Source organism: Lentimicrobiaceae bacterium, from assembly GCA_020636745.1.
In the GTDB taxonomy this organism is placed as follows: domain Bacteria; phylum Bacteroidota; class Bacteroidia; order Bacteroidales; family Lentimicrobiaceae; genus Lentimicrobium.
Genome location: JACJXH010000006.1, coordinates 204,991 through 227,471 on the forward strand (window position 1 = coordinate 204,991; position 22,481 = coordinate 227,471).

At 40.5% G+C, this 22,481-nt stretch carries 17 protein-coding genes; 11 read left to right on the forward strand and 6 right to left on the reverse strand.

From position 1 onward, the window contains the following. Window positions 1–22: 22 nt before the first annotated feature. Both H6541_10890 and H6541_10895 read right to left on the reverse strand, forming a co-directional pair. Window positions 23–1,015 (reverse strand): MoxR family ATPase, encoded by a 993-nt coding sequence (locus H6541_10890; protein ID MCB9016291.1) that lies wholly within the window; start codon window positions 1,013–1,015, stop codon window positions 23–25. 143 nt (window positions 1,016–1,158) lie between these two features. After that, a complete protein-coding gene (locus H6541_10895; GenBank protein ID MCB9016292.1) occupies window positions 1,159–2,361 on the reverse strand; it encodes an aminopeptidase in 1,203 nt (400 codons plus the stop codon). Between the two features lie 367 nt (window positions 2,362–2,728). Between H6541_10895 and H6541_10900 the strand changes: the two genes are divergently transcribed. Next, window positions 2,729–5,587, forward strand: a complete 2,859-nt coding sequence (locus H6541_10900; GenBank protein ID MCB9016293.1) for a T9SS type A sorting domain-containing protein — start codon at window positions 2,729–2,731, stop codon at window positions 5,585–5,587. A gap of 63 nt (window positions 5,588–5,650) precedes the next feature. Next, entirely contained in the window at window positions 5,651–7,123 is a 1,473-nt protein-coding gene (locus H6541_10905) for a T9SS type A sorting domain-containing protein (GenBank protein ID MCB9016294.1), read from the forward strand. Between the two features lie 317 nt (window positions 7,124–7,440). Here the strand turns inward: H6541_10905 and H6541_10910 are convergent, their stop codons facing one another. Next, window positions 7,441–8,199, reverse strand: a complete 759-nt coding sequence (locus tag H6541_10910) for a hypothetical protein (GenBank protein MCB9016295.1) — start codon at window positions 8,197–8,199, stop codon at window positions 7,441–7,443. Window positions 8,200–8,558: 359 nt separating this feature from the next. Between H6541_10910 and ung the strand changes: the two genes are divergently transcribed. The 8 genes from ung to H6541_10950 all read left to right on the forward strand — a co-directional run bounded on the left by ung (window position 8,559) and on the right by H6541_10950 (window position 17,113). After that, a complete protein-coding gene (ung, locus tag H6541_10915) occupies window positions 8,559–9,227 on the forward strand; it encodes a uracil-DNA glycosylase (protein ID MCB9016296.1) in 669 nt (222 codons plus the stop codon). Window positions 9,228–9,337: 110 nt separating this feature from the next. Then, window positions 9,338–10,567: an outer membrane protein transport protein gene (locus H6541_10920; protein MCB9016297.1), complete on the forward strand. Its 1,230-nt coding sequence runs from the start codon at window positions 9,338–9,340 to the stop codon at window positions 10,565–10,567. Window positions 10,568–10,585: 18 nt separating this feature from the next. Beyond that, a complete protein-coding gene (locus H6541_10925) occupies window positions 10,586–11,902 on the forward strand; it encodes a hypothetical protein (GenBank protein MCB9016298.1) in 1,317 nt (438 codons plus the stop codon). Window positions 11,903–12,098: 196 nt separating this feature from the next. After that, window positions 12,099–13,064 carry a peptidoglycan DD-metalloendopeptidase family protein gene (locus H6541_10930; protein MCB9016299.1) on the forward strand — a complete coding sequence of 322 codons (966 nt, stop codon included), beginning with the start codon at window positions 12,099–12,101 and terminating at the stop codon, window positions 13,062–13,064. A gap of 202 nt (window positions 13,065–13,266) precedes the next feature. Then, the gene (locus H6541_10935) at window positions 13,267–14,484 is read left to right on the forward strand and encodes a GWxTD domain-containing protein (GenBank protein MCB9016300.1); all 1,218 of its coding nucleotides are present in this window, start codon (window positions 13,267–13,269) and stop codon (window positions 14,482–14,484) included. A gap of 74 nt (window positions 14,485–14,558) precedes the next feature. Further along, entirely contained in the window at window positions 14,559–15,638 is a 1,080-nt protein-coding gene (hydE, locus tag H6541_10940; protein ID MCB9016301.1) for a [FeFe] hydrogenase H-cluster radical SAM maturase HydE, read from the forward strand. Between the two features lie 158 nt (window positions 15,639–15,796). Next, a complete protein-coding gene (locus tag H6541_10945) occupies window positions 15,797–16,591 on the forward strand; it encodes a thymidylate synthase (protein MCB9016302.1) in 795 nt (264 codons plus the stop codon). A 24-nt stretch (window positions 16,592–16,615) separates the two neighbouring features. Next, the gene (locus H6541_10950; protein MCB9016303.1) at window positions 16,616–17,113 is read left to right on the forward strand and encodes a dihydrofolate reductase; all 498 of its coding nucleotides are present in this window, start codon (window positions 16,616–16,618) and stop codon (window positions 17,111–17,113) included. 148 nt (window positions 17,114–17,261) lie between these two features. On the opposite strand, the gene H6541_10955 is transcribed toward H6541_10950, so the two are convergent. After that, window positions 17,262–18,521 (reverse strand): asparagine synthetase B, encoded by a 1,260-nt coding sequence (locus H6541_10955; GenBank protein ID MCB9016304.1) that lies wholly within the window; start codon window positions 18,519–18,521, stop codon window positions 17,262–17,264. A gap of 102 nt (window positions 18,522–18,623) precedes the next feature. Continuing rightward, entirely contained in the window at window positions 18,624–20,156 is a 1,533-nt protein-coding gene (gene dnaB / locus H6541_10960) for a replicative DNA helicase (protein MCB9016305.1), read from the reverse strand. A gap of 199 nt (window positions 20,157–20,355) precedes the next feature. On the opposite strand from dnaB, the gene H6541_10965 reads away from it, so the two are divergent. After that, a complete protein-coding gene (locus tag H6541_10965) occupies window positions 20,356–21,477 on the forward strand; it encodes a redoxin family protein (protein MCB9016306.1) in 1,122 nt (373 codons plus the stop codon). Between the two features lie 252 nt (window positions 21,478–21,729). On the opposite strand, the gene H6541_10970 is transcribed toward H6541_10965, so the two are convergent. Further along, window positions 21,730–22,479 carry an FKBP-type peptidyl-prolyl cis-trans isomerase gene (locus H6541_10970; GenBank protein ID MCB9016307.1) on the reverse strand — a complete coding sequence of 250 codons (750 nt, stop codon included), beginning with the start codon at window positions 22,477–22,479 and terminating at the stop codon, window positions 21,730–21,732. Between the last annotated feature and the right edge of the window lie 2 nt (window positions 22,480–22,481).

Genomic DNA, 22,481 nt, shown 5'->3' on the forward strand with positions numbered 1-22,481 from the left:
ACGATGCTTGATTTGAGGCTGATTAAGGCACTTCAACTGTGTTCAGGATTTCGTTGATAATGTCATTGGTAGTAATGTTTTCGGCTTCGGCTTCGTAAGTAAGGCCAATTCGATGACGCATAACATCATGGGCAACTGCTCTTACATCTTCAGGAATTACATAACCACGTCGCTTGATAAATGCATAAGCTTTGGCTGCTAAAGCCAGATTTATACTGGCACGCGGAGATGCTCCGTAAGCAATCAGTCCTTCAAATTTTTTCAGCTTGTTTTCAGCCGGGAAACGGGATGCAAAAACAATGTCGGTAATGTAGTTTTCAATTTTTTCGTCCAGATAAACTTCTCTGGTGAGGTTTCTGGCCTTTAGTATTTGTTCGGGTGTAATAATAGGTTTTATCACCGGTTGAGCCTCGGCCATATTTTGCCTCATGATCAGCTTTTCTTCTTCGCGGGTTGGGTAACCTATTATAACCTTAAGCATAAACCTGTCAACCTGTGCTTCTGGCAGTGGGTAGGTGCCTTCCTGTTCAATAGGGTTTTGAGTGGCCAGCACCAAAAATGGTTCAGCAAGCGGATAGGTTTGTTCTCCAATAGTTACCTGTTTTTCCTGCATTGCTTCCAGCAAGGCACTCTGCACTTTGGCAGGTGAACGGTTAATTTCATCGGCAAGAATAAAGTTGGCGAAAATCGGACCTTTGCGCACAATAAATTCTTCTTTTTTCTGGCTGTAAATCATGGTTCCGATTAAGTCGGCCGGCAAAAGATCGGGGGTGAACTGTATACGGCTGAACCGGGCTTCAATTATCCCTGCCAGTGATTTAATGGCCAGTGTTTTTGCGAGTCCGGGAACACCTTCCAGAAGTATATGCCCGTTAGATAGCAGGCCAATCAGTAAGCGTTCAACCATATGTTTCTGGCCAACAATTACCTTATGCATTTCCATCTCAATCAGGTCAATAAAGGCGCTTTCCTTTTGAATCCTTTCGTTTAGTTCCTTGATATCAGTTTCAATCATGGCTTCATATTTTTCGACAAAAATACTCAGGACTCTGCTATTGCGCTATTGACGCGGTGTTAAAAATTGTTAATCACCTTTAAAAAGAAAAAGAGCAGTCTGCTTTTACCACATGACTGCTCTTAATGTTGATGAGAGTTGGGTTATAATTTCAGTTTCTTTTTAATCGTTTGTGGAATTGCATTGCGATTTACCATAATGGATATGGTATTTAACCTGAAATAAGATTCGGAAATATTCAGGTATCCTCCGTATTTGTTGCTACCTGAAGCCCATGAATTTTTGGTTTTATAGTAAATTGTTCCATTCTGATCTTTAACCATGCCGGTCATATGCATCAAATGGTCATCTGTTGCCTGGTAATTGTTAAATGCTTCCTGTCGCATTTCTGCTGTAATCTGTTTTTCTGTTCCCGGAGTTTTGAAATTATACAGTTCGGCATTTTTTTCACGTTCACTCAGTTTTTCCCACCGGGTGCGTTCGGTCCCATCCATGTTTTTTGTCTCTTTTTCAGGAACAATAGCCACTCCGTTGGTATGTGAAAAGCCTTTATCGCTGACATCGCCATCCCAGCAAACTGTATAACCTTTTTCAAAGGCATAGTTCATCACCTGAACCATTTCTTCCATCGGTATATTATAATATAAGTCATGCGACCAGTTGTCGGGAATCTCAAGGTCGAATTGCGAATAATAAGGATGATGCGTGTAGGAGGTAAGTTCAATATAGTCGCTGGCATTGAACCCCGTTTCTTTGGCAAACTGCTCAGGAGATACTTCTTTGTTTTTTATGCTGAATTTTTCGGGGGTTGGCGAAAGGTAAGCCGATAAAAGTGCCAGGTAGGCATCAGGCCATACCTGAGATAACTTGCCTCCTTCGTTTGCAATAACAGCGTCAAGATATGATTTCAGAACTTTGTCGAGTTCTGCATGATTGTGTTTGGCTTCTCCTTTTATTAGCCCGGTATAAGCTTGTTCAGGAGCAAATCCATAGGTTTTTATTACGTTTATAACGTCATGAGCCTGTCCGCCGGGGCCAAAATTCGCATTTCCATGAAGTCTGACATATTTTTCGGCTTTTTGACGATAAGCATAATTGACGAAAAACATTTCGGAGAGATCTAATGTGTCTTGTCCCATTTTTAATAACTCTGATTCCACAAATGAAGTGGTGGCAAAACTCCAGCAAGTGCCCGATCTGTATTGATCTTTAACAGGACTGGCTGCTATATCATAAATGGTTTCAAAAACGAAACCTTCATCTTTGGCTTTTATTGAGTCCTGAGCAGATAATGAAAATGCTGAATTCAGCAATAAAAGGCAAGCAATTATAAATTGATGTTTCATGGTTTAAGTGGTTAATGTTTTTATTGTGGACAGAACAGGTTGTTTTGTCAGATAACTGATGGCAAACCTATCAAAAAAACACCATAAATCTCTATATTTTGGTTGAAAAATAGGTGTGTTGCTTTTTTTTTGCTGAAAAGCTGAAAACAGATATAGATAATTGGTAAATTACCATACATTTGCCGATCAAAATAGCCCGCTGAAATAATTACACCAGATACCTGTACAACTGCGTTCAGGATGCGGTGAATTGTGGATTTGTTGTGCAATAAAAAAAGGAAAAACCTATTGCAGGTGTGTAAAAAAGACGTAAATTGCACCCCTGTTTTACTTGCTGAAACTCATTTTATCAATTAATAACAAGGATATGAAAAATAGAAATTTACTCATTGGCTTTCTGGCATTAATGTTTGGAGCAGGAGTATTTGTGTTGACAACTTCCGCCACTTTCCGGCAGGTTATCAATGCTCCGGCTACCGGCTTTTCGGTTGATGGATTGGCAGATGGCTGGGGATTGCTTTCTCAAATGCGTAACAATCAGACTACGGGTCAGGTAAATCCGGCTGATGTTTTGAAAGCAAGGCAACAGGTTGCAGCTTTAAAATCATCCAATGCCATTGGCTTGAATTGGATTTCAATGGGTCCTGATAATTTTGCTGGTCGTACCCGTGCTTTAATCCTTGACAATCAGGATGCTTCACGTAAAACAATTTTTACCGGCTCAGTTTCCGGTGGCTTGTGGAAATCAACCACACAGGGTTTAACATGGAATCAGATTAATACAGATAATGTGCTCATCAACGTAAGTTGCATGACACAGTCACCTGATGGAGATATTTATGTTGGAACCGGTGAATCATTCGCCAGCGAGCGTTTTAATTTATTCAGCGGATTTATCGGTCAGGGTATTTACAAATCAACTGATGGAAACAATTTTGTAAAACTGGCTTCCACAAATCCCGGCACTTTTAACAATACTCAGGCTGAATGGGCTTTTGTAAACAAAATTGCCGCAGGTACAGGCAATCATGTGTTTGCTGCTACCAATGGAGGTTTGAAATATTCTGGCGATGGTGGCCAAACATGGACAATGGCCAAAGCCGGTACTGAAGATTTGGCTGCTGCCAGCTCAGATGTTAAAATGGCTTCTGATGGTACAGTTGCTGCTTCTGTTGGTAACAAGCTTTATATTTCGTCAAACGGTGATGCAAGTAATTTCGTTCTTCGTTCAACAGGTGCTGGTGCCGATAGCCTGCCCGTAAATGGTTTGTCAAGAATTGAAGTTGCTTTTGCCCCTTCAGATCCTTCGACCATTTATGCCGTATTAATTGCTGATGGTTCTGAAAGTGCTTATTTGCTTGGACAGCTGCAGGGTATTTATGTTTCTAAAGACAAAGGTTTAACCTGGAGACTTGTGGGCCCTGGTGCTAGTACTGTATTTAATGTTTTTGGCAATGCTGCCAATACTGTTCACAGAGGAAATTATGCCGCAAGCGTAACCGTAAGTGAAACCAATCCCGACGAAGTTTATGTTGGAGGTGTTAATGTATGGGAAGGTAAAAAAATTCTTGAAACAGGGTTTTATCAATGGCAACTGAAATCATATGGTGATGCAGGTTCTTATATCCATGCCATAGTTTTTGACCCAACCAGACCCGGTACATGTTATTTTGCATCTGATTTTGGTGTTGGTGCAACCGAAAGCAATTTCTCAGATTTTAAAAACCTGAATCGCAATTATCGTACAGCTATGTTCTACACCGTAGCATTCGACGATAAAGGCCGTACATTAGGCGGCGCACAGGGTGGTGGCGTTGTTTTCCTTGATAAAGAAGGAAATACACCTGAAACCGGTAACCAGATTCTTGGTACTTTTGTTGGTGGTTCTGTTGAAATGTCAATGGTAAACCCAACTTCTGTATTTTATTCAGGCACTGGTGGATACATGGTTCGTTCACAGGATTTGGGCGTTTCAGAAGCCAATGCTTTTGTACCTGATGCTATCGCAAATGCCAATGCCGGTGTATTTATTACTCCATTCCGTTTGTGGGAGAGTTTTAACAATAGCAATTCACGTGATAGTGTGACTTTTGTTGCCAAACAAAATTATTCAGCAGGTGATGTAGTGATGGTAAAAAGCAAGAATGCTTTCAGTAGCTCGCAAAAATTCCCATTCAACTATACTCTTACTTCAAATCTTGCCAATGGCGATTCAATCAGGGTTAAGGATGTCATCTCTACTCGATTCTTCCTGGGCGTAACAAACGCTGTTTATATGACCAAAGAAGTGCTTGATTTTGCGATTGAGCCCAAGTTCTTCAAAATCGCTACAATTACCGGTATTCCTACCGCTATGGCTTATTCATCAGATGCTAATTACCTGTTTGTTGGTACCAGCGATGGAAAGCTTATCAGAATTGCCAATATTGCACTTGCTTATGACTCTATCAGAGCCGATGTGACCAGTGCAAGTTGTATCATTTCCAACTCTGTTGTGAAAGATTTTGGAAACCGTTATGTAACTTCTGTTGCAGTTGACCCCAATAATGATAGTCAGGTAATTGTTACTTTAGGCAATTATGGTAACAACGAGTATATCTATCGTTCTACCAATGCACTTGCTGAAACGCCTGATTTCAATTCAATTCAGGGCAACCTGCCTGCAATGCCGGTTTATAGTGTGCTGATTGAGATGAATAACTCTAATCGCGTAATTATAGGAACTGACAATGGCGTGTTTACAACTGAGTCGCTTGGCGGAAGTGTAAACTGGACACCTGAAAATGAAGGCGTAGGCGCCTTACCAGTAATGATGATTCGTCAGCAAACAGTTAGTCGTCCATGGATTGACGGTATCACAGGTGTAAATAACTATGGAGCCATCTATATGGCCACTCATGGAAAAGGAATTTATGAAAACAGGCTTTTTGTTGGAATTGACGGCCCTGAGAACCCTGCTGTGAATAAGGTTAATAGTCTGCGTGTTTATCCTAACCCAGTAAGTTCTGTTGTTAATTTTAATATGGATTTGGCAGGTTTAACCCCGGTTACCGTTAAAGTTTATAACCTTAAGGGCATTGAAGTTAAATCAGTTGAATTCGGTACTTTAAGCCGCGGTGAACATCAGTTGGCTGTTTCAGCTGAAGGACTTTCAAGAGGAACTTACCTGCTTCAGGTAATCGCCGGAAATGATGTTAAAACAGCTAAGTTTGTTGTTGTAAAATAATTGGAGCATGGGGCCGGTTAAACTGCCGGCCCTTGTTTAAACAGAAATTAATAAATCAGAATTATGAAAAAAATATACCTCTCGGTTCTTGCTTCTCTGGCGTTTCTGATTACCATGGCTTCGCCTGATATCTATACACCGGAGCTGGTAGCTCCCAACGATAATGCTACAGGTGCAGCCCCCAATGTTGAGCTTGACTGGAATGCAGTTACCGGACAACTTGGCCTGTATTATGAAGTACAACTCAGTACCTCTGCAGGTTTTGAAACCCCTGTTGTATTTACAACCGAATTATCAAGTTTCCGCACTTCTAATCTGTTGTTCGGTCAACAATATTATTGGAGGGTAAGAGCCATTGATAATCAGGGAACATCTGACTGGTCAGTTTCAAGAAATTTCACAGTTATTGTTAAGCCGGTTATCAGAAGACCAAATGATAACTCAAGCGGCGCAATGCCCAATGTACAGGTTATTTGGGAAGCCATTGCCGGTATAGGTTTGTTTGATGTACAGTTTGATACTGCCAGTACTTTTAATAGTCCTGCTTTCCGTGCTATTGCTGTTGCCGGAACCCTTACCCAAACCAATGCTTCAAATTTACTCTTTGCACAGAAATATTTTTTGAGAGTCAGAGCCCGCCATGCTGCAGATACCAGTGAATGGTCTGTCACCAGAAGCTTTAATGTTGTTGATGCTTTTGCTCTTAAAAAACCAAACGATAATTCAGTAGACCTTTCACCTGACGTACAACTGGAGTGGAACAAGATTGACGGTATTGAAAAGTATAATATTTACATGTCAACCGAGTCTGATTTTACTCATTTTGATACTTATGTAGCTGCTAAGAATCTGTTGAAAACCATTCCAGATACTTTAAAGTTTGGTACTCATTACTACTGGAAAATGGATGCTATTCATGCTTTAGATACCTTGACATCCAATCAGTTCAGCTTTACCGTTATAGATAAGGTTGCACTGGGAACTCCTGAAAATAATGCCACCAATGTAGAGTTAGGCACTTTGCTCAAGTGGAATAAAATTAGCGGTGTGTTAAATTATAAATTGCAGCTTGCTTCAAATGCGGCCATGAACAACGCCTTGAATTATACAATTGAAGCTACAACCACAGCTGGTCTTGAGCAATTTAAAGTTCCTGCCAATTTACTTGACAGTGCTGCTACTTATTATTGGAGAGTTCAGGCTTTGAGTAGTAAAGATACCAGTGATTGGAGTGAAACCTGGAATTTCAGATGCGTAGCTTTAGGTATTGATAATCCTTCACAGTTAGCCGGAATCAGAATTTATCCTGTTCCTGCTGCTTCAAGCGTGAATGTACAGCTTAAAAGTAATTATACCGGCAAGGCTGTTGTTGCTCTTTTTGACCTGCTGGGTAAAGGCAGAATTGAACGTGAAGTGAATATCACCAACGGCTTGATTAAAGACTTTCAACTTGGTGAACTTCCCAATGGAGTATATATGCTTCGCACCGAAACTAACGGACGTATTACAACTGCAAAACTGATTGTAAAGAAGTAATTGTCTGAAACATAAGTTAAAAAAACGTCTCTGCTCCCAAATGGCAGAGACGTTTTTTTTATGTAAAGTTTTGATTAGGCAATAACCATGCTTAAGTTAATTTCTTGAGGGAGTGAAGGAAGGGAATTTTGAATATTTCCTGTGCTTTCCGTTTCATTGAATAGAATGAAAGCCAGCATCCCGGTCTGCTGGCCATTACCAGTGAAGTCCTTTTGCCTATTCATAATCGAAGATATTGAATATTAGCCCAGGGCTTTAAAGTAATGGCTGTTTTTTAATTCGGGATGGGTGCAGGTTGTAAAAGAAGGCTCCGTAATTTAATTGTATCTTTTGCCTAAGCCAAAGCTAACATATAAGGTAAGAAAAAACTGATCAGGTTTCTTAAACGCCATTATTGGCACAGGTTTGGCATAAACATCAAGTGCAGCACCTACTTCAATTATTTTTGGGCGTTGATTAATTGTGCCAAATTCGATACTAAGTCCTGCTTTGGCGTACGCACCCGGGTAAGGTTTAAGCTGATTAAAGCCCTTTGTGAAAGAAGCTCTCCCGAAAATATTGTCAGGGAAATGATTGTCCGGATTATACTTTTCAGTTACAGTAATGTATCTGAATGAAGATCCGTCGGTGGTTATAATATACAGGTAAACTGGTTTGGTAAAGGCAACGGACAATCCTCCTGAGTAAAAAAGGCGCAGTTCTACACCACCTGAATATGGTTTTCTGTTAAGCTGGTATTGCTGACCAACTCCTGCTCTTAAAATATACATGGCATTCAGCTTGCCATAAATGTAACTTTTTGTGTTTGTAAAAAACGGGTTGATGGATTTGATTTCTTTGGCATCCTTCATTTCAAGCAGATTGGCTTCAAACATAAATTTATTGAAGACACTCCTGTTTTGTCCAATCCTGAACTCCAAACCCCAGCCATTAGAATGAATAATGGCACTGCCACTCAATTCCTTTCTGAAGAGTACATTGTCAGCAATACTGTCAAAAGCAATATCATCCTGAGCTTTTAACAAGGACGGTATCAAGCTTAATACAACGATAGAAACAGATAGCAATTTTTTCATCCTACATGAAAAGAATATGTGTGAAGCAAAATTACACAAACAATATGCCGGAATCAACAAAAAAAGCCCATGAATGCTCATAGGCGGAATTTAATCAATGGAGTTGAAATTAGCGGTTGCGTTCTACTTTGTAACGGTTTGATTCTCCGTAAGCAGCGCATTTCTGGCTCGACTGGCATGATGACATAATTATACCCAATGTAAAAACCGCCAACATGATTACAACAAATTTTTTCATAATTTTACTCTTTGATAGGATTATATTTTGAAAAATCTATGCCTGACAAAGTTACTAACTAATTATCAGCAATTATATTGTTTATTCACGAAAACTTTAAAAGTAATACAGGATGGAGCAGATTAATCCTCAGATTGAAGAAAGTTGGAAAAAAATATTGAGTAGCGAATTTGCAAAACCATATTTTGCTGAACTCAAATCATTCCTTTCGCAAGAAAAGAAGCAATATCATATTTATCCCCCGGGGAATAAAATTTTTGAAGCTTTCAACAGAACTCCATTTGATAAAGTAAAGGTGGTTTTATTAGGGCAGGATCCATATCATGGGCCCGGGCAGGCGCATGGGCTTTGTTTTTCGGTTCCCTCAGGTGTTGCATTCCCACCTTCATTAAGGAATATTTTCAAAGCACTCCAAAGTGATTTGGGCGTTTCTATTCCAAATAGCGGTGATTTGTCGAAATGGGCCGATCAAGGTGTTTTGATGATGAATGCCATACTGACAGTAAGAGCCCATTCGGCAGGCTCTCACCAGGGCAAGGGTTGGGAACAATTTACAGATTCGGTAATCAGCTTGATTTCTTCACAAAAAACGGGCGTGGTTTTTATTTTGTGGGGAAAATATGCACAAAATAAAAAAGTGCTCATCGATACTCAAAAACACTTCATTCTTGAAGCTCCTCATCCTTCACCTCTAAGCGCTCACAAAGGGTTCTTCGAATGCGCGCATTTTTCCGGTACCAATCTGTTGCTCGAAAATTCCGGAGCTACGCCTATTGACTGGCAACTCTGACACATCTGGCTGAATTACAGTGTGTAAATATTTTGTTACATATTAGATGTAAATATGTAAATTTGTGCGTTATTTGGAAACAGTTCCATTATTAACCAAACAATCAAACTATGCGAAAAATTTCCTTGCTTGTAGCATTTTGTGCCGCTTTAATAAGTGGTGCACATGCCGGAGGTTACCAGGTTGGACTTCACGGACAGAAACAGATAGGAATGGGCCTTGTTGGAACATCCCTTAGTTTTGACGCCAGTTCGATGTTTTATAATCCCGGAGGGCTCTCTTTTATGAATACGAAGTACAGTTTTTCGGCAGGTGTCAGTCCTATCCGATCTTTTACTGTTTTTCAGAAAAATGCACCTTCTGACTACACTGCAACTACTGACAACCCGTTAGGAACGCCATTTTATTTTTATGGAGGAGTTAAAATTACGGATAAGTTCAGCGCTGGTTTGGCTGTTAATACCCCTTACGGCAACAGTCTTTCATGGGGAAAGGAATGGGACGGTCGTTTCCTGATTCAGGATTTGTCATTAAAGGCTATTTTTTTTCAACCAACGATTTCGTATAAGTTGAATGACTGGCTGAGTTTAGGAGCTGGATTTATTTATGCTACTGGCGATTTTGAGCTGGCAAAGGCTCTTCCTGTGTATGATGCAGGTGGGGAGGGAAGTGTTAAACTGACTGGTTCTACTGCAGAAATGGGCTTCAATTTAGGTGCTATGATAAAACCTGATGATAAACTAAGTATTGGAGTCGATTTCAGATCACGGATTAATATGGAGGTTGATGGTGCTGATGCCACTTTTAATACACCTGCTTCGTTGGCTGCCAATTTCCCGGCTAAAAACAAGTTCTCTACATCATTGCCTTTGCCGGCTAATCTTGATTTGGGCGCTTCATACCAGGTTAATGATCAACTTATGCTGGCATTAAGCCTGAATTATGTTTTCTGGAATGTTTATGATTCATTAATTTTTGATTTTGAAACCAATACGCCTGCTTTGCCTGATTCTAAAAATCCCAGGCTTTATTCTAATAAACTGATAGTCAGGCTGGGCGGTGAATATAAAATCAATGAAAAAGTCACCGTAAGAGCTGGCGGATATTACGATCCTTCACCGGTAAACGAAGATTATTTTTCACCTGAAACCCCCAGCCTTAATAATTTAGGATTAACGGCCGGTCTCTCCTTTATGCCTGTTGAGAAATTATCGGTAGACCTTTCATTTCTTTATATAATGGGAATGGAAGCTAAGAAGAATTATACTCCCGACAACTTTGGAGGTACATTCAAATCAAGGGTTTACATACCCGGAATTGGTTTTACTTATAGTTTCTAATCGTAAAAGAACTCAACCATGAAATATAGATATATTACATTTCTCTTTCTGCTGGTAACCGCGGTTTCATGCGAACCAAAAATTGATGATTTTTCTCCATCGGCGGGTTCCGCTGATTTTACCAGATATGTGGCCCTTGGAAATTCGCTAACTGCCGGATATTCAAATGGAGCGCTGTATACCTCCGGACAAAGTTATTCTTATGCCAACCTGATTGCTCAGCAAATGAAACTTGCAGGCGGTGGTGAGTTTGTGCAGCCCGTTGTTACCAATGAAGATGGATTACTTCCCGGCAAGATGACTTTAGGCGTTTCAACCAATTGTTTGGGTGTTAGTTCATTAGGGCCGGTTTCTGCTGGTGGAACTCCTACAGGAATTCCGGCAGCTCTTGCACCTGTGGGCTATTCTGTTCATAATTTTGGCGTTCCGGGGGCAAAATCATATCATCTGGTGGCACCTGGTTATGGAAATCCTGCCGGCTTGGCTACTTTACCTCCAACGGCCAATCCTTATTTTGTCCGTTTTGCTTCTTCACCTGAAACTTCTGTTCTGGCTGATGCTTTAGCTGTTGACCCGACTTTCTTTTCATTGTGGATAGGCAATAACGATGTTTTGGGTTATTCAACTTCAGGAGGCATGGGAGATGTTATTACTTCCCAGGATTTGTTTACCGGAGCCCTAAATGGTCTTATTACCGGATTAACAGCCAACGGCGCCAAAGGGGTTGTGGCCAATATTCCAGAAATTACCAGTGCGCCTTTTTTTACAACAGTACCGTATAACGGACTCGTTTTAACTGATCAGGCACAGGTTGATGCACTCAATATGGCTTATAGTGCGTTGGGTATCAGTTTTCAATTAGGTCAGAATGCATTTATCATTGCTGATCCATCGGCTCCTGCACATCTGCGCCAGATTAAATCAACCGAATATGTTTTACTTACTGTACCTCAGGATTCTATCCGCTGTGCGGGATGGGGAAGTATAAAGCCGATACCCGGTCAATATACCTTGGATGAACTGGAGGTGAGCGCTATTCAAACAGCAACAAATGCTTTCAATCAAACACTTAAAACTTTGGCTGAATCTAAAAATCTGGCTTTTGTTGATGTAAATGCCTTCCTCAGGAATGCAAAGACAGGTTTGGTTTATGATGGTATCAGATTCTCATTAACTTATGTTACCGGGGGCGTTTTTTCGCTTGATGGAATTCACCTTACGCCACGTGGGAATGCTATTGTGGCTAATTATTTTATTGATGTTATCAATGCAAAGTATAACTCAGCCATTCCGCATGTAAATATTGGTGATTATCCGGGACTTGTTTTTCCTTAACCATTTTATTGTTGATACAGAAAGCGGGAAGTCTTTGCTGATTTCCCGCTTTTTAATGTTGACTTAACAAATTTTAACACAAAACAACGGCATTTGAAATTGTTTACATCTGCTGCTCATTTAAAGCTATGGTTGAAATAGCTATTTTTGTAATTCTATTTTCTTAAATCAACAGCAATCTTTCAATACGCATTTAATGATTGTCAGTAAACGACTCCGCTATACTATTTTCTTTTCACTTTTGCTAACCTTTGCAACTGGTAAAAGCGCTTTTAGTCAGATATTTGCCATCGATACAACTTCTTTTTTTTATACCGAGGATACCTTGGTAATGGGGCCGCATGATTTTGATTATGATCAGACCTTTGAAGACGAAGCTCCTGAAACCAATTTCATTCCAGCTGACATGATATTTGTTCCATCCGATGTTGTGTATAATAACCGCTGGGACACGCTTTATATCAGAACCGGGAAAGTTGACTTGTCTGAAATGAAGGACTCGGTTGTGCTCGTTCTGAATAATCCGCAGCAAGGCCAATTTTGTTTTCCGTTCAAAGGTAAATTACTTTCACCTTACGGTATGCGAGGCAGGCGTTTTCATGCCGGCATGGATATTAAACTTGAATTGGGAGATACTGTGAAAAGTGCTTTTGATGGAAAAGTGCGGATTGCAAGAGTGATGAGTGGTTATGGCAAGCTTTTAGTAATCAGACATACCAATGGGCTTGAAACTGTTTACGGCCATTTGTCGAAAATATTGGTTAAGAATAATCAGGAGGTCAGGGCAGGTGAACCCATCGGACTTGGAGGCAGAACAGGGCGTGCTACTACAACTCACCTGCATTTTGAAACAAGGTTCTTGGGTGAGCATTTTAATCCTGCCCGCATTATCGATTTTGACAATTATACACTTAAGCAGGATAAGCTGATTGTTGACAAGTACTTTTTTAGTAAAAAGAAAACTGCTGATAAGTCTGTTAATTCTCAGGGGGCAGTTACAGAAGATAACTCGTCAACAAAAAAATATCATACCATTAAAACCGGCGACACATTGTATGCGCTTGCCCTGCGTTATAAAACAACCGTTTCAAAAATTACCCGTCTGAATGGCATTTCTGAGCGTAAGACTTTAAAAGTGGGTAGTCGTTTACGGGTGAAGTAATTTCGAATGCTCATCTTAAAATGATCTACCCGTAAACCCCTGTATTGTCCTGCCTTTATTATTGTCTTTTGCTCATTCTCTGTTTGCATTTTTAGTTAATTTTACTCTCTGATTCGGCATTTGTCTGTATTTTAAGTTTTCATCCTGTTTTGTGTCTGTCATGAATAGAAATTCAGTCGTGTATTTATCCGTTGTTTGTTGCATGCTGGCGTTGTCCTTCTACTCCTGCAAAGGCCCGGGAAAGTTAGCATACCGCAATCTGGCTGATATTTATAAGCAAGAGGCTCAGCTGAAAGGACTTGAATTTTCGGTTTTTAATCTGAATGATTCAGTTTCAAATTTATATATTCGTTTTCCGCTCTCTTCGTTGAAACGGATGCCGGATTTGAATAAAGAAAATTTGACTGGGGCCGTTCACTTTAAATTGACTTACCAACTTTTTGATGGATATGAGCAGGGGGTTATGGTTGACTCTGCTTCTTTTTCAGGACTTGACTCTTTATTGGTTTTGCCTGTTTTCTTCGATTCTATTGCTTTGAATGCCAGGCAGGGAAAAGATTATATTCTGGATCTTCAAATTACTGACCTGAACGCAAAAAGAGATTTTCATCAGTTAGTCACCCTTCCAAAAGCTAAAATGGGAACAGCCGCCGACATCTTAATCTGTGATGTCAATGGTCTGCCATTGATGCGCAATTTTATCAACAGGGCTGATTTAATCCGTTTGAGATACCGCGATGGGTTTACGCACCATTTTCAGCTTCTGCGGGTGATATCCGATGAATTAAAAGCTGCATCACCACCTTTTGCATTTGGATTGGCCGACAATAAAATGGCTATCGATTCTGTGAAAATAAATATAAACAATAATAACCGGAGTTATACAGATGTCTTGACATTTCAGCAGCAAGGTATCTATTTAGATTCTGAAAATCAGGTTCAGGGCATTAAGCTATACAGCTTTTATGACGGATTTCCTAAAATCAGTAAAGAAAGCGTAATGGTTGAATCGCTGCGCTATATAGCCTCTGATGCAGAGTTTAGAAATATGCAAAAATTAAATCCCCGTGTTGCCATTGATGAATTCTGGCGTAGTGTAACTGGAGACTCCGAGCGCTCAGTAGTACAGTTAAAGCGCTATTACGGCAGGGTAGAGGAGGCTAACAGAGCCTTTACAATTTCACGCGAAGGTTGGAAATCGGACCGGGGGATGATTTATATTGTTTTTGGCTCGCCTTATGTTGTATATAGAAATTCTGAAGTGGAGGAATGGACTTATGGAGAGCCGGGAAATGCTTCTTCAGTGAGGTTTGTTTTTAAGTTACAAAACAGCAGCAATGGTATACAGGATTATTTTCTTTTAAGATCCGAAGATTTTCGTATGCCCTGGCATCTGGCAGTTTCAAACTGGAGACGTTAGGCCTGTTTTGTTTAAGCTCTCATCTGAACATGATTTATACGTAATTTTGCTTCAACTACTTATCAAACTGTTATATGGTTGCAATCGAATCAATTCTTCAAAAAGATACTTTCACCCATCAGGATATTGTTCAGCTTCTTCAATCTGATGCCGAAGGGCGCAATAAGCTTTTTGCACGTTCTGCTGCTGTTAAGGAACAATACGTTGGAAATATAGTGTATTTCAGGGGGCTGATTGAATTTTCCAATATTTGCGGGAAAAACTGTTTGTATTGTGGAATCCGGAAAGGGAATAAAAATGCTCACCGGTATAATCTTACTGATGATGAAATCCTGAATGCAGCAAAATTTGCTTTTGAAAGTAACTACGGCTCTATTGTGTTGCAGGGTGGCGAACTTGAGAGTGAAGCATTTACATCACGAATGGAGCGGTTGCTGAAAAATATCAAACAACTTTCGGGCGGAAAGCTTGGAATCACACTTTCAGTTGGTGAACAATCACCTGATGTTTATAAGCGGTGGTTTGATGCTGGAGCGCATCGTTATCTTCTTCGTATTGAATCATCTGACAGGGAATTGTACTATAAAATTCATCCACAGGATAAAACCCACAATTTTGAGCGCAGGTTGCAGGCGCTTTACGATTTAAGAAGTGCGGGGTATCAGGTTGGCACTGGTGTGATGATTGGCCTCCCATTTCAGACATCGGATCATTTGGCTAAAGACCTTTTATTTATGAAGGAACTTGATATCGACATGTGTGGGATGGGCCCTTACATTGAACATGCCGATACTCCTTTATGGGAGTTTCGTCATCAGCTTTTACCACTTGATGAGCGATTTAATCTGGCGCTTAAAATGATTGCCATTTTGCGCTTGATGATGAAAAATATCAATATCGCTTCTGCTACTGCCCTTCAGGCTATTGATCCCATAGGCAGAGAAAAAGCACTGAAAATTGGAGCTAATATTATTATGCCTAATATTACACCGGGCGTTTATCGAAACGATTATAAACTCTATGAAAATAAGCCCTGTACTGATGAAGAAGCTTCTGATTGCAAGAACTGTCTTGAAGCCAGAATTCATATGTCGGGCAATAAAATTGGCTTTGACGAATGGGGCGATTCCCTGCATTTTAAAGAAAGAAATTGATTCGGTATCCGGCAAAAACAGGGCTTTTGTTTAATGTATTCACTGTCAAACATATGACGGGTTAACATTGTGTTTTTTTAAGAAAGGATGTTAAATGATGGGGTGATTGTTTAGCTGAAGCGGATTAATAAATTATTTTTGTGTTCTAAAAACATCGCATGAAGCAATACCACGACCTTTTAAAGCATGTGCTGGAAAACGGAGTCAGAAAAGACGATCGCACTGGCACAGGTACAATCAGTGTATTTGGGTATCAGATGAGATTTAACCTTGAAGAAGGTTTTCCTGTATTGACTACCAAAAAGTTGCATCTTCGGTCCATTATTTATGAGTTGCTTTGGTTTTTGAAGGGAGAAACCAATATTCAATATCTCCATGATAACAAAGTGAGCATTTGGGATGAATGGGCCGATGCTGAAGGAAATCTCGGGCCTGTTTACGGGCATCAATGGCGTTCATGGGGAGCTGCCGATGGCCGGACGATTGATCAGATAAGTCAGGTAGTTAGCATGATTAAAACCAACCCTGACTCACGCCGGCTGTTGGTAAGCGCGTGGAACCCCGGCGATGTCGATAAAATGGCCCTTCCTCCTTGCCATGTGTTGTTCCAGTTTTACGTGGCCAATGGCAGACTCTCCTGTCAGTTATATCAACGGAGTGCTGACATTTTTCTGGGAGTTCCCTTCAATATAGCATCTTATGCTTTGCTTACCATGATGATGGCTCAGGTTACCGGTTTGAAGCCCGGCGAATTCATTCATACGTTTGGTGATGCTCATATTTACTTGAATCATCTTGAACAGGTAAATCTTCAGTTAAGCCGTGATTTTAAATCGTTGCCTGAAATGAAAATAAACCCTGAAGTGGACAATATCTTCAATTTTACATTTGAAGACTTTAAACTTGAAGGATATGAGCCTCACCCACACATAAAGGCACCGGTTGCTGTATAATTATTTTTAAACAGAGAAATAAACATGAAACCCATCTCAATTATAGTCGCGATTGCAAAAAACTATGCTATTGGAAAAGATAATCAGTTACTTTGGCATATTCCCCAGGATTTGAAAAGATTCAAAGCGTTGACAACAGGTCATACTATTGTAATGGGTAAACGTACATTTGAATCATTGCCTTTGCGCCCTTTGCCCAATCGCCGCAGCGTGGTTATTACTGATATTGCTGATGAGGTTATTGAAGGTTGCGAAATGGCATACTCGATTCAGGATGCCATTGATAAAATGGAAGAAAACCGTGAGAATTTTATTATTGGAGGGGGCATGGTTTACAAGCAATTTATGCCTTTAGCTCATAAGTTGTATCTCACTATTGTTCATCATGAGTTTGAAGCTGATACTTTTTATGATGAGATTGATTATTCGCAGTGGAATGAAGTTGAGCGTGAGGATATTTCGGCTAAAGATAGCCTTGGATTCGATTATTCATATGTAACCCTGGAGCGCAGACAATCTTAGCCCTTATTTTTTAAAATGGCCATATAGCCTGTTATAACTGACTTACTGTGCAAAGTACTCATGTTCAGTTGTATAGCTGAACTGTATTTGGGATTATCGAAAGCCTGATTGGTATTATGAAAACCCAATTTTAAAATGGTGGTCAAAATCAGGTCTTTTGTTTTTTCTTTTTAGCCGCAGGGAAAAGAACGTTATTAAGAATAAGTCTGTATCCCGGTGAGTTAGGATAGAGATTTAAGTCGGTCGGCGGGTCTCCGACAAGATGCTGATAGTCTTCAGGATCATGGCCACCATAGAATGTCCAGGTGCCTTTGCCATAATTTCCATGGATATACCTGACTTCACCAGCGGCTTTATTTTCGCCCATTATTAATACCTCAGGCTTTACATATTTTTTGTTAAAGGCAGTAGTTTGTCCCATAAAACCTTTAATTACCTGTTCGTGATTCTGCGTAAGCATGGCAGGAACCGGATCCCATTTTGCCGAAAAGTCAAATAATGTGAAAAAATCATTCGCCATGGTGATTTTTCGGGTAGTTGTAACATCAATATTTGAAACCTCATATTCATAAGGGTTTGTTACAACCGTAAAGTCGGTAAATGCAAAACAGTTGTTATAATTGAGGTGCTCATTGGCATGAGGGTCGGCTGCATCACCGTCAAACATAACATCGCATATATCAACAGATTCAGCCGCAAGGGCAATATCATAACTGTCAGGGGCTGAACACATGGCAAATAAATATCCACCGCCAGCGGTAAACTCTCTAATCTTTTGTGCTACAGCCAGTTTAAGTTGCGAAACTTTTGCAAATCCCAGTTTGCGGGCACTGTTTTCTGAAGAAGCTACATCATCTTTATACCATGGGGCGTTCCGGTAGGCAGCCCAGAATTTTCCGTATTGACCTGTAAAATCTTCATGGTGCAGGTGGAGCCAGTCATACAAAGGCAAGGCTCCTCCAATAACTTCCTCATCGTAAACAATATCATAAGGAATTTCAGCGTAAGTTAGGGCGAGTGTAACTGCATCGTCCCAGGGGAGTTTATTCTTAGGTGAGTACACGGCAATTTTCGGTGCTTTTTGCAGCCGCATTTCGTCCATATTTACCTGGGGGTCGCTGATTTCCTGTAAAATGGCATTAGCCTGTACATCAGCAATTACCTGAAATGAAACGCCTCTTACCACGCATTCACCTTCAAGCTGAGGGTGATGTTTAAACATAAAACTTCCACCCCGGTAATTAAGCAGCCAGCTAACCTCTACCTGTTGTTGTAATGTCCAGTAAGCTATGCCATAAGCTTTCAGGTGGTTCTTCTGGGCTTTATCCATAGGTATCAGGATATAAGCAGCCTGTAACCTGAAGGTCAATAAAAAGAGTGCGATGAAAATGATAGTTATTTTTTTCATACTACCGAAGGTATTCATCCATTAACGGTAAACCCGGTATTTTGTTATTCGGGTTTGATTGTTTTATATGATGGAGTATTGTTGAATGTTTTGTGTGAAATATTAAAATGGTGTTTCGTGGTCTTCTTCCATTTCATTCATTTTGGAAGGCCTGGTGTAAGAATTAAAGCCCTGCTCAAATCCGTTGCTTGGCATAAGCTGGCCTTCGCCTGAATATTCGTTAGGTTCCAAATCAGCAAATTTGGCATATTTGCTGATAAATCTCACTGCTACATCTTTCAGGGCTCCGTTACGGTGTTTGGCTATACTTAGTTCGGCATGGCCAACAAGACTGGCGCCGCTTTCGTCCTGGTTTTGGTTGTAATACTCGGGCCGGTATATAAAGAGCACCATGTCGGCATCCTGCTCAATCGCACCTGATTCCCTCAGGTCGGACAAGAGTGGCTTTTTATTGGGACGGGTTTCAACCGACCTGTTGAGCTGCGAAAGTGCAATTACCGGTATGTTAAGTTCTTTGGCCAAACTCTTCAAGGAGCGCGAAATTGTACTGATTTCCTGTTCGCGATTCCCGCTGCCTCTGTCAATCCCGGCTGACATTAATTGGATATAATCAATGATTACCATTTGAATGTCGTGCTGGGCTTTTAATCTTCTGCATTTGGCCCTGAGTTCAAATACGGAGAGTGAAGGTGTGTCATCAATATAAAGCGGAGCGTCTATCAGGCTGTTGAGTTTTGAATTTAATTGCTCCCATTCATAATTCTCAAGGTTTCCTTTTCGTAATTTATCTCCGGGTAGCTGGGCTTCAGCGGAAATAAGCCTGGTAACCAACTGAACAGATGACATTTCAAGTGAGAAAACAGCCACCGGTTTGTGAAAATCAACTGCCGCATTTCGGGCGATTGTGAGTACAAAGGCGGTTTTTCCCATACCTGGACGGGCTGCAATAATAATCAAATCAGAAGGTTGCCAACCTGCTGTAACCCTGTCGAGCTCTGTAAAACCAGATGCAACTCCGCTAAACTGCCCTGTTTGATTTCGGGCTGTTTCAATTTGCTTTACGGCATCGCGCACAAGGCTGTGCATATCCAGATAATTTCTGCGCATATTGTTTTCACCTACGCTGAAAAGCTGATTTTCGGCCTTGTCGAGTAAGGCAAACACATCTGTTGTGTCTTCGTAAGCATCGCGGATTATTTCTGATGAGATACGAATAAGCTCGCGCTGAATAAATTTCTGCAGGATAATGCGGGCATGAAACTCAGTGTTAGCTGATGAGGCTACCCTGTTGGTAAGTTGGGCAATATAAAAAGGCCCTCCGGCAATTTCAAGCTCGCCGGTGAATTTAAGTTCATTGGTTACTGTGAGAATATCAACCGGTTCAGTTTTGGCAAATAACCTGCTGATGGCTTGAAATATGATCTGATGCGATTCTTTGTAAAATGCATCAGGTCTGATTAAATCAATAATTGAAGCAAGAGCGTCTTTCTCGAGCATAATAGCACCAAGAACAGCCTCTTCAAGGTCAACTGCCTGTGGTGGAATCTTACCGTGCTCAAATACTTCACTCAGGGGTTGCAAGCGATTGCTCCTTTTTTTCTTGTTATCGTTGCTTGTAAATTTATTCTCTTCCATAGTTCAAAAATAGATAATCCACTGCTTGTTACAACATTTGCTCAGGGATTAAAGTTATGAACAATCTATCGTCTCCATATAATTGACTGGAAAAGAAAATATTAATTTGCGCTGCCCATTATCCGGCTTTTAGATTATTTTTATTTGCCATAGGACTTTTGGTTTTTTATAATTTTGATGGTTCATTAAATCTTGAAGCATGAAAAAAGTATTTGTCTTGTTTTTAATATTTATCTTCTCTGGTCTGTTGGGATCTGCATCATACAGCCAGGATAAAATTATGGTTTCAGGCCGGTTAACCGGAAAACAAATTGCCGGAGTGCAGCTTTTTATGGTAAACCCGCTTGAAGTTACTTCCCAAGTGCGTTCATTTGTGACTGATGAAAACGGGTATTTCAGTGTTGAGCTGCCTTCTGCTGATTTAGTGATTGAAAAGCTGTATGCTTCACCTGAAAACTATTTGATGATTCTTGCTTCAGCTGGGAATGAAATTAACCTCACACTGAATAGTGAAAAGCTGAACCAAATGCCCGAAATATCGGGTTCGGCCGATACCAGATTGCTCTATGAGATTGCCATGCACACTGCAAGGAATGAAAAATTACTCGACAGCCTTAACAGTGCATTTGCTGAAGCCCAGATGAAGGATGAAACGCGCTATCTGTTGCCGGAAATTGAAGATGCTTACGCACGGGTTGTTGAACAGCAGGTGCAACAATTAAAAAGCGATCTTTGGGCAAATGCTTCGTCTCCAGCCTCTTTGTTTTTTATTGACAAACTTGATGTGGTTGCTGATTTTGATGTTTACAAAAAAGTTTCCGACGAGCTCTTTAAACTTTATCCTGACTTTAAACTTATTTCTGATTTGAAAAAAAGAATGGATATTGAAAAACAACTCCGCCCCGGAATGAAAGCACCTGACATTTCATTGCCCGGCCCGGATGGCAAGATGATTTCCCTAGCTTCGTTGCAAGGCCATATTGTGTTGATTGATTTTTGGGCTTCATGGTGTGGCCCATGCCGGAAGGATAATCCTGAGGTTGTAAAACTTTACCAGCGTTTTCATGACAGGGGATTTGAAATTTTTGGGGTTTCCCTCGACAGGGATTCCTTGTCATGGACAAATGCAATTGCCAAGGATGGGCTTGTTTGGACACATGTTAGCGACTTGAAATACTGGCAAAGTGCCGGAGCGGCTGCATATGGCGTTAAATCAATCCCTCACACTGTGCTTCTTGATCGTGAAGGCAGAATTATTGCCCGAAAACTTCGCGGAAAAGCGCTTGAAAGCAAGCTGGAAGAAATTTTCGAAGCTGAATAGTTTATACTTTTCCTGCCGGCTTTAATTGCATGCATAGACTCATCAGGTGTTATTTATCTGTTTATTACCTAATTTATTTCTCATTGTCTGAAAAAGGTTGATGTTTCATAGTCAATGCCGTCTAAATGTGGCTTTTGACGAAAAACTATTTATTTGCTTTCTGGTATGGTTAAAAAAAAGAGACTCATCCAATGGATGGCCTCTTTTTATTGATTTTATAAATGATCCTGGCAGTTTATTGCGATAGAATCATTATTTTTTCTCAATTGAAATAAGCTCGACTTCGAAAATTAATGTGGCTCCTCCGGGTATAGGGCCGGCGCCTTTGTCTCCATATGCCAGCTGCGAAGGAATGTAAAATTCGTATTTTGCTCCGGGTTTCATTAGCTGAACGCCTTCTGTCCAGCCTGGAATAACACCATTTAACGGGAATTTTATAGTTTCACCGCGCTCAACAGATGAATCGAATACAGTGCCGTCGAGCAGCTTGCCAGTATAGTGTACTTCAACCACATCTTCAGCTGTGGGGTTTTCCCCTTCACCTTCCTTTATCACTTTATACTGAAGCCCGCTTGGCAATTCAATAACCCCTTCTTTTAGTTTGTTTTCAGCAAGAAAAGCAAGGCCTTCGGCTTTTACTTCTGCAGAAGCAGCAGCTGTTTTTTGCTGATTGCGTTGCATCATCTCCTGTTGAAACTGAACCATAATCTGTTCGGTTACTTCGGGGCTGAATACACTGTCAATGCTGTTCAGTCCGTCTTTCAATCCGGCAAGCATAACTTCAGGAGTTACGGCTATTTCATTGGTCCGCATATTGCTTCCGATATCTCTTCCAATAAGGTAGCTGATAGTATCCTGTTTGGTTTTTAAAATAAGAGCCTGGGTTTGTTCGCAGGGTTTAGCCTGATCGTTTTTCTGTTTTTTGCTTTTTTGAGCCTGAACATTAAATCCGGTAACAATAAAAGCAAAAGCTAAAAGTAAGGTGCTGATTTGGGTTTTCATCT

What these genes read in the sequence shown, in the direction of transcription:
- H6541_10890 (MCB9016291.1), bottom strand. Translation starts at nt 1,015, where the DNA reads ATGATTGAAACTGATATCAAGGAACTAAACGAAAGGATTCAAAAGGAA.
- H6541_10895 (MCB9016292.1), bottom strand. Translation starts at nt 2,361, where the DNA reads ATGAAACATCAATTTATAATTGCTTGCCTTTTATTGCTGAATTCAGCA.
- H6541_10900 (MCB9016293.1), top strand. Translation starts at nt 2,729, where the DNA reads ATGAAAAATAGAAATTTACTCATTGGCTTTCTGGCATTAATGTTTGGA.
- H6541_10905 (MCB9016294.1), top strand. Translation starts at nt 5,651, where the DNA reads ATGAAAAAAATATACCTCTCGGTTCTTGCTTCTCTGGCGTTTCTGATT.
- H6541_10910 (MCB9016295.1), bottom strand. Translation starts at nt 8,199, where the DNA reads ATGAAAAAATTGCTATCTGTTTCTATCGTTGTATTAAGCTTGATACCG.
- H6541_10920 (MCB9016297.1), top strand. Translation starts at nt 9,338, where the DNA reads ATGCGAAAAATTTCCTTGCTTGTAGCATTTTGTGCCGCTTTAATAAGT.
- H6541_10925 (MCB9016298.1), top strand. Translation starts at nt 10,586, where the DNA reads ATGAAATATAGATATATTACATTTCTCTTTCTGCTGGTAACCGCGGTT.
- H6541_10930 (MCB9016299.1), top strand. Translation starts at nt 12,099, where the DNA reads ATGATTGTCAGTAAACGACTCCGCTATACTATTTTCTTTTCACTTTTG.
- H6541_10935 (MCB9016300.1), top strand. Translation starts at nt 13,267, where the DNA reads ATGCTGGCGTTGTCCTTCTACTCCTGCAAAGGCCCGGGAAAGTTAGCA.
- hydE (MCB9016301.1), top strand. Translation starts at nt 14,559, where the DNA reads ATGGTTGCAATCGAATCAATTCTTCAAAAAGATACTTTCACCCATCAG.
- H6541_10945 (MCB9016302.1), top strand. Translation starts at nt 15,797, where the DNA reads ATGAAGCAATACCACGACCTTTTAAAGCATGTGCTGGAAAACGGAGTC.
- H6541_10950 (MCB9016303.1), top strand. Translation starts at nt 16,616, where the DNA reads ATGAAACCCATCTCAATTATAGTCGCGATTGCAAAAAACTATGCTATT.
- H6541_10955 (MCB9016304.1), bottom strand. Translation starts at nt 18,521, where the DNA reads ATGAAAAAAATAACTATCATTTTCATCGCACTCTTTTTATTGACCTTC.
- dnaB (MCB9016305.1), bottom strand. Translation starts at nt 20,156, where the DNA reads ATGGAAGAGAATAAATTTACAAGCAACGATAACAAGAAAAAAAGGAGC.
- H6541_10965 (MCB9016306.1), top strand. Translation starts at nt 20,356, where the DNA reads ATGAAAAAAGTATTTGTCTTGTTTTTAATATTTATCTTCTCTGGTCTG.
- H6541_10970 (MCB9016307.1), bottom strand. Translation starts at nt 22,479, where the DNA reads ATGAAAACCCAAATCAGCACCTTACTTTTAGCTTTTGCTTTTATTGTT.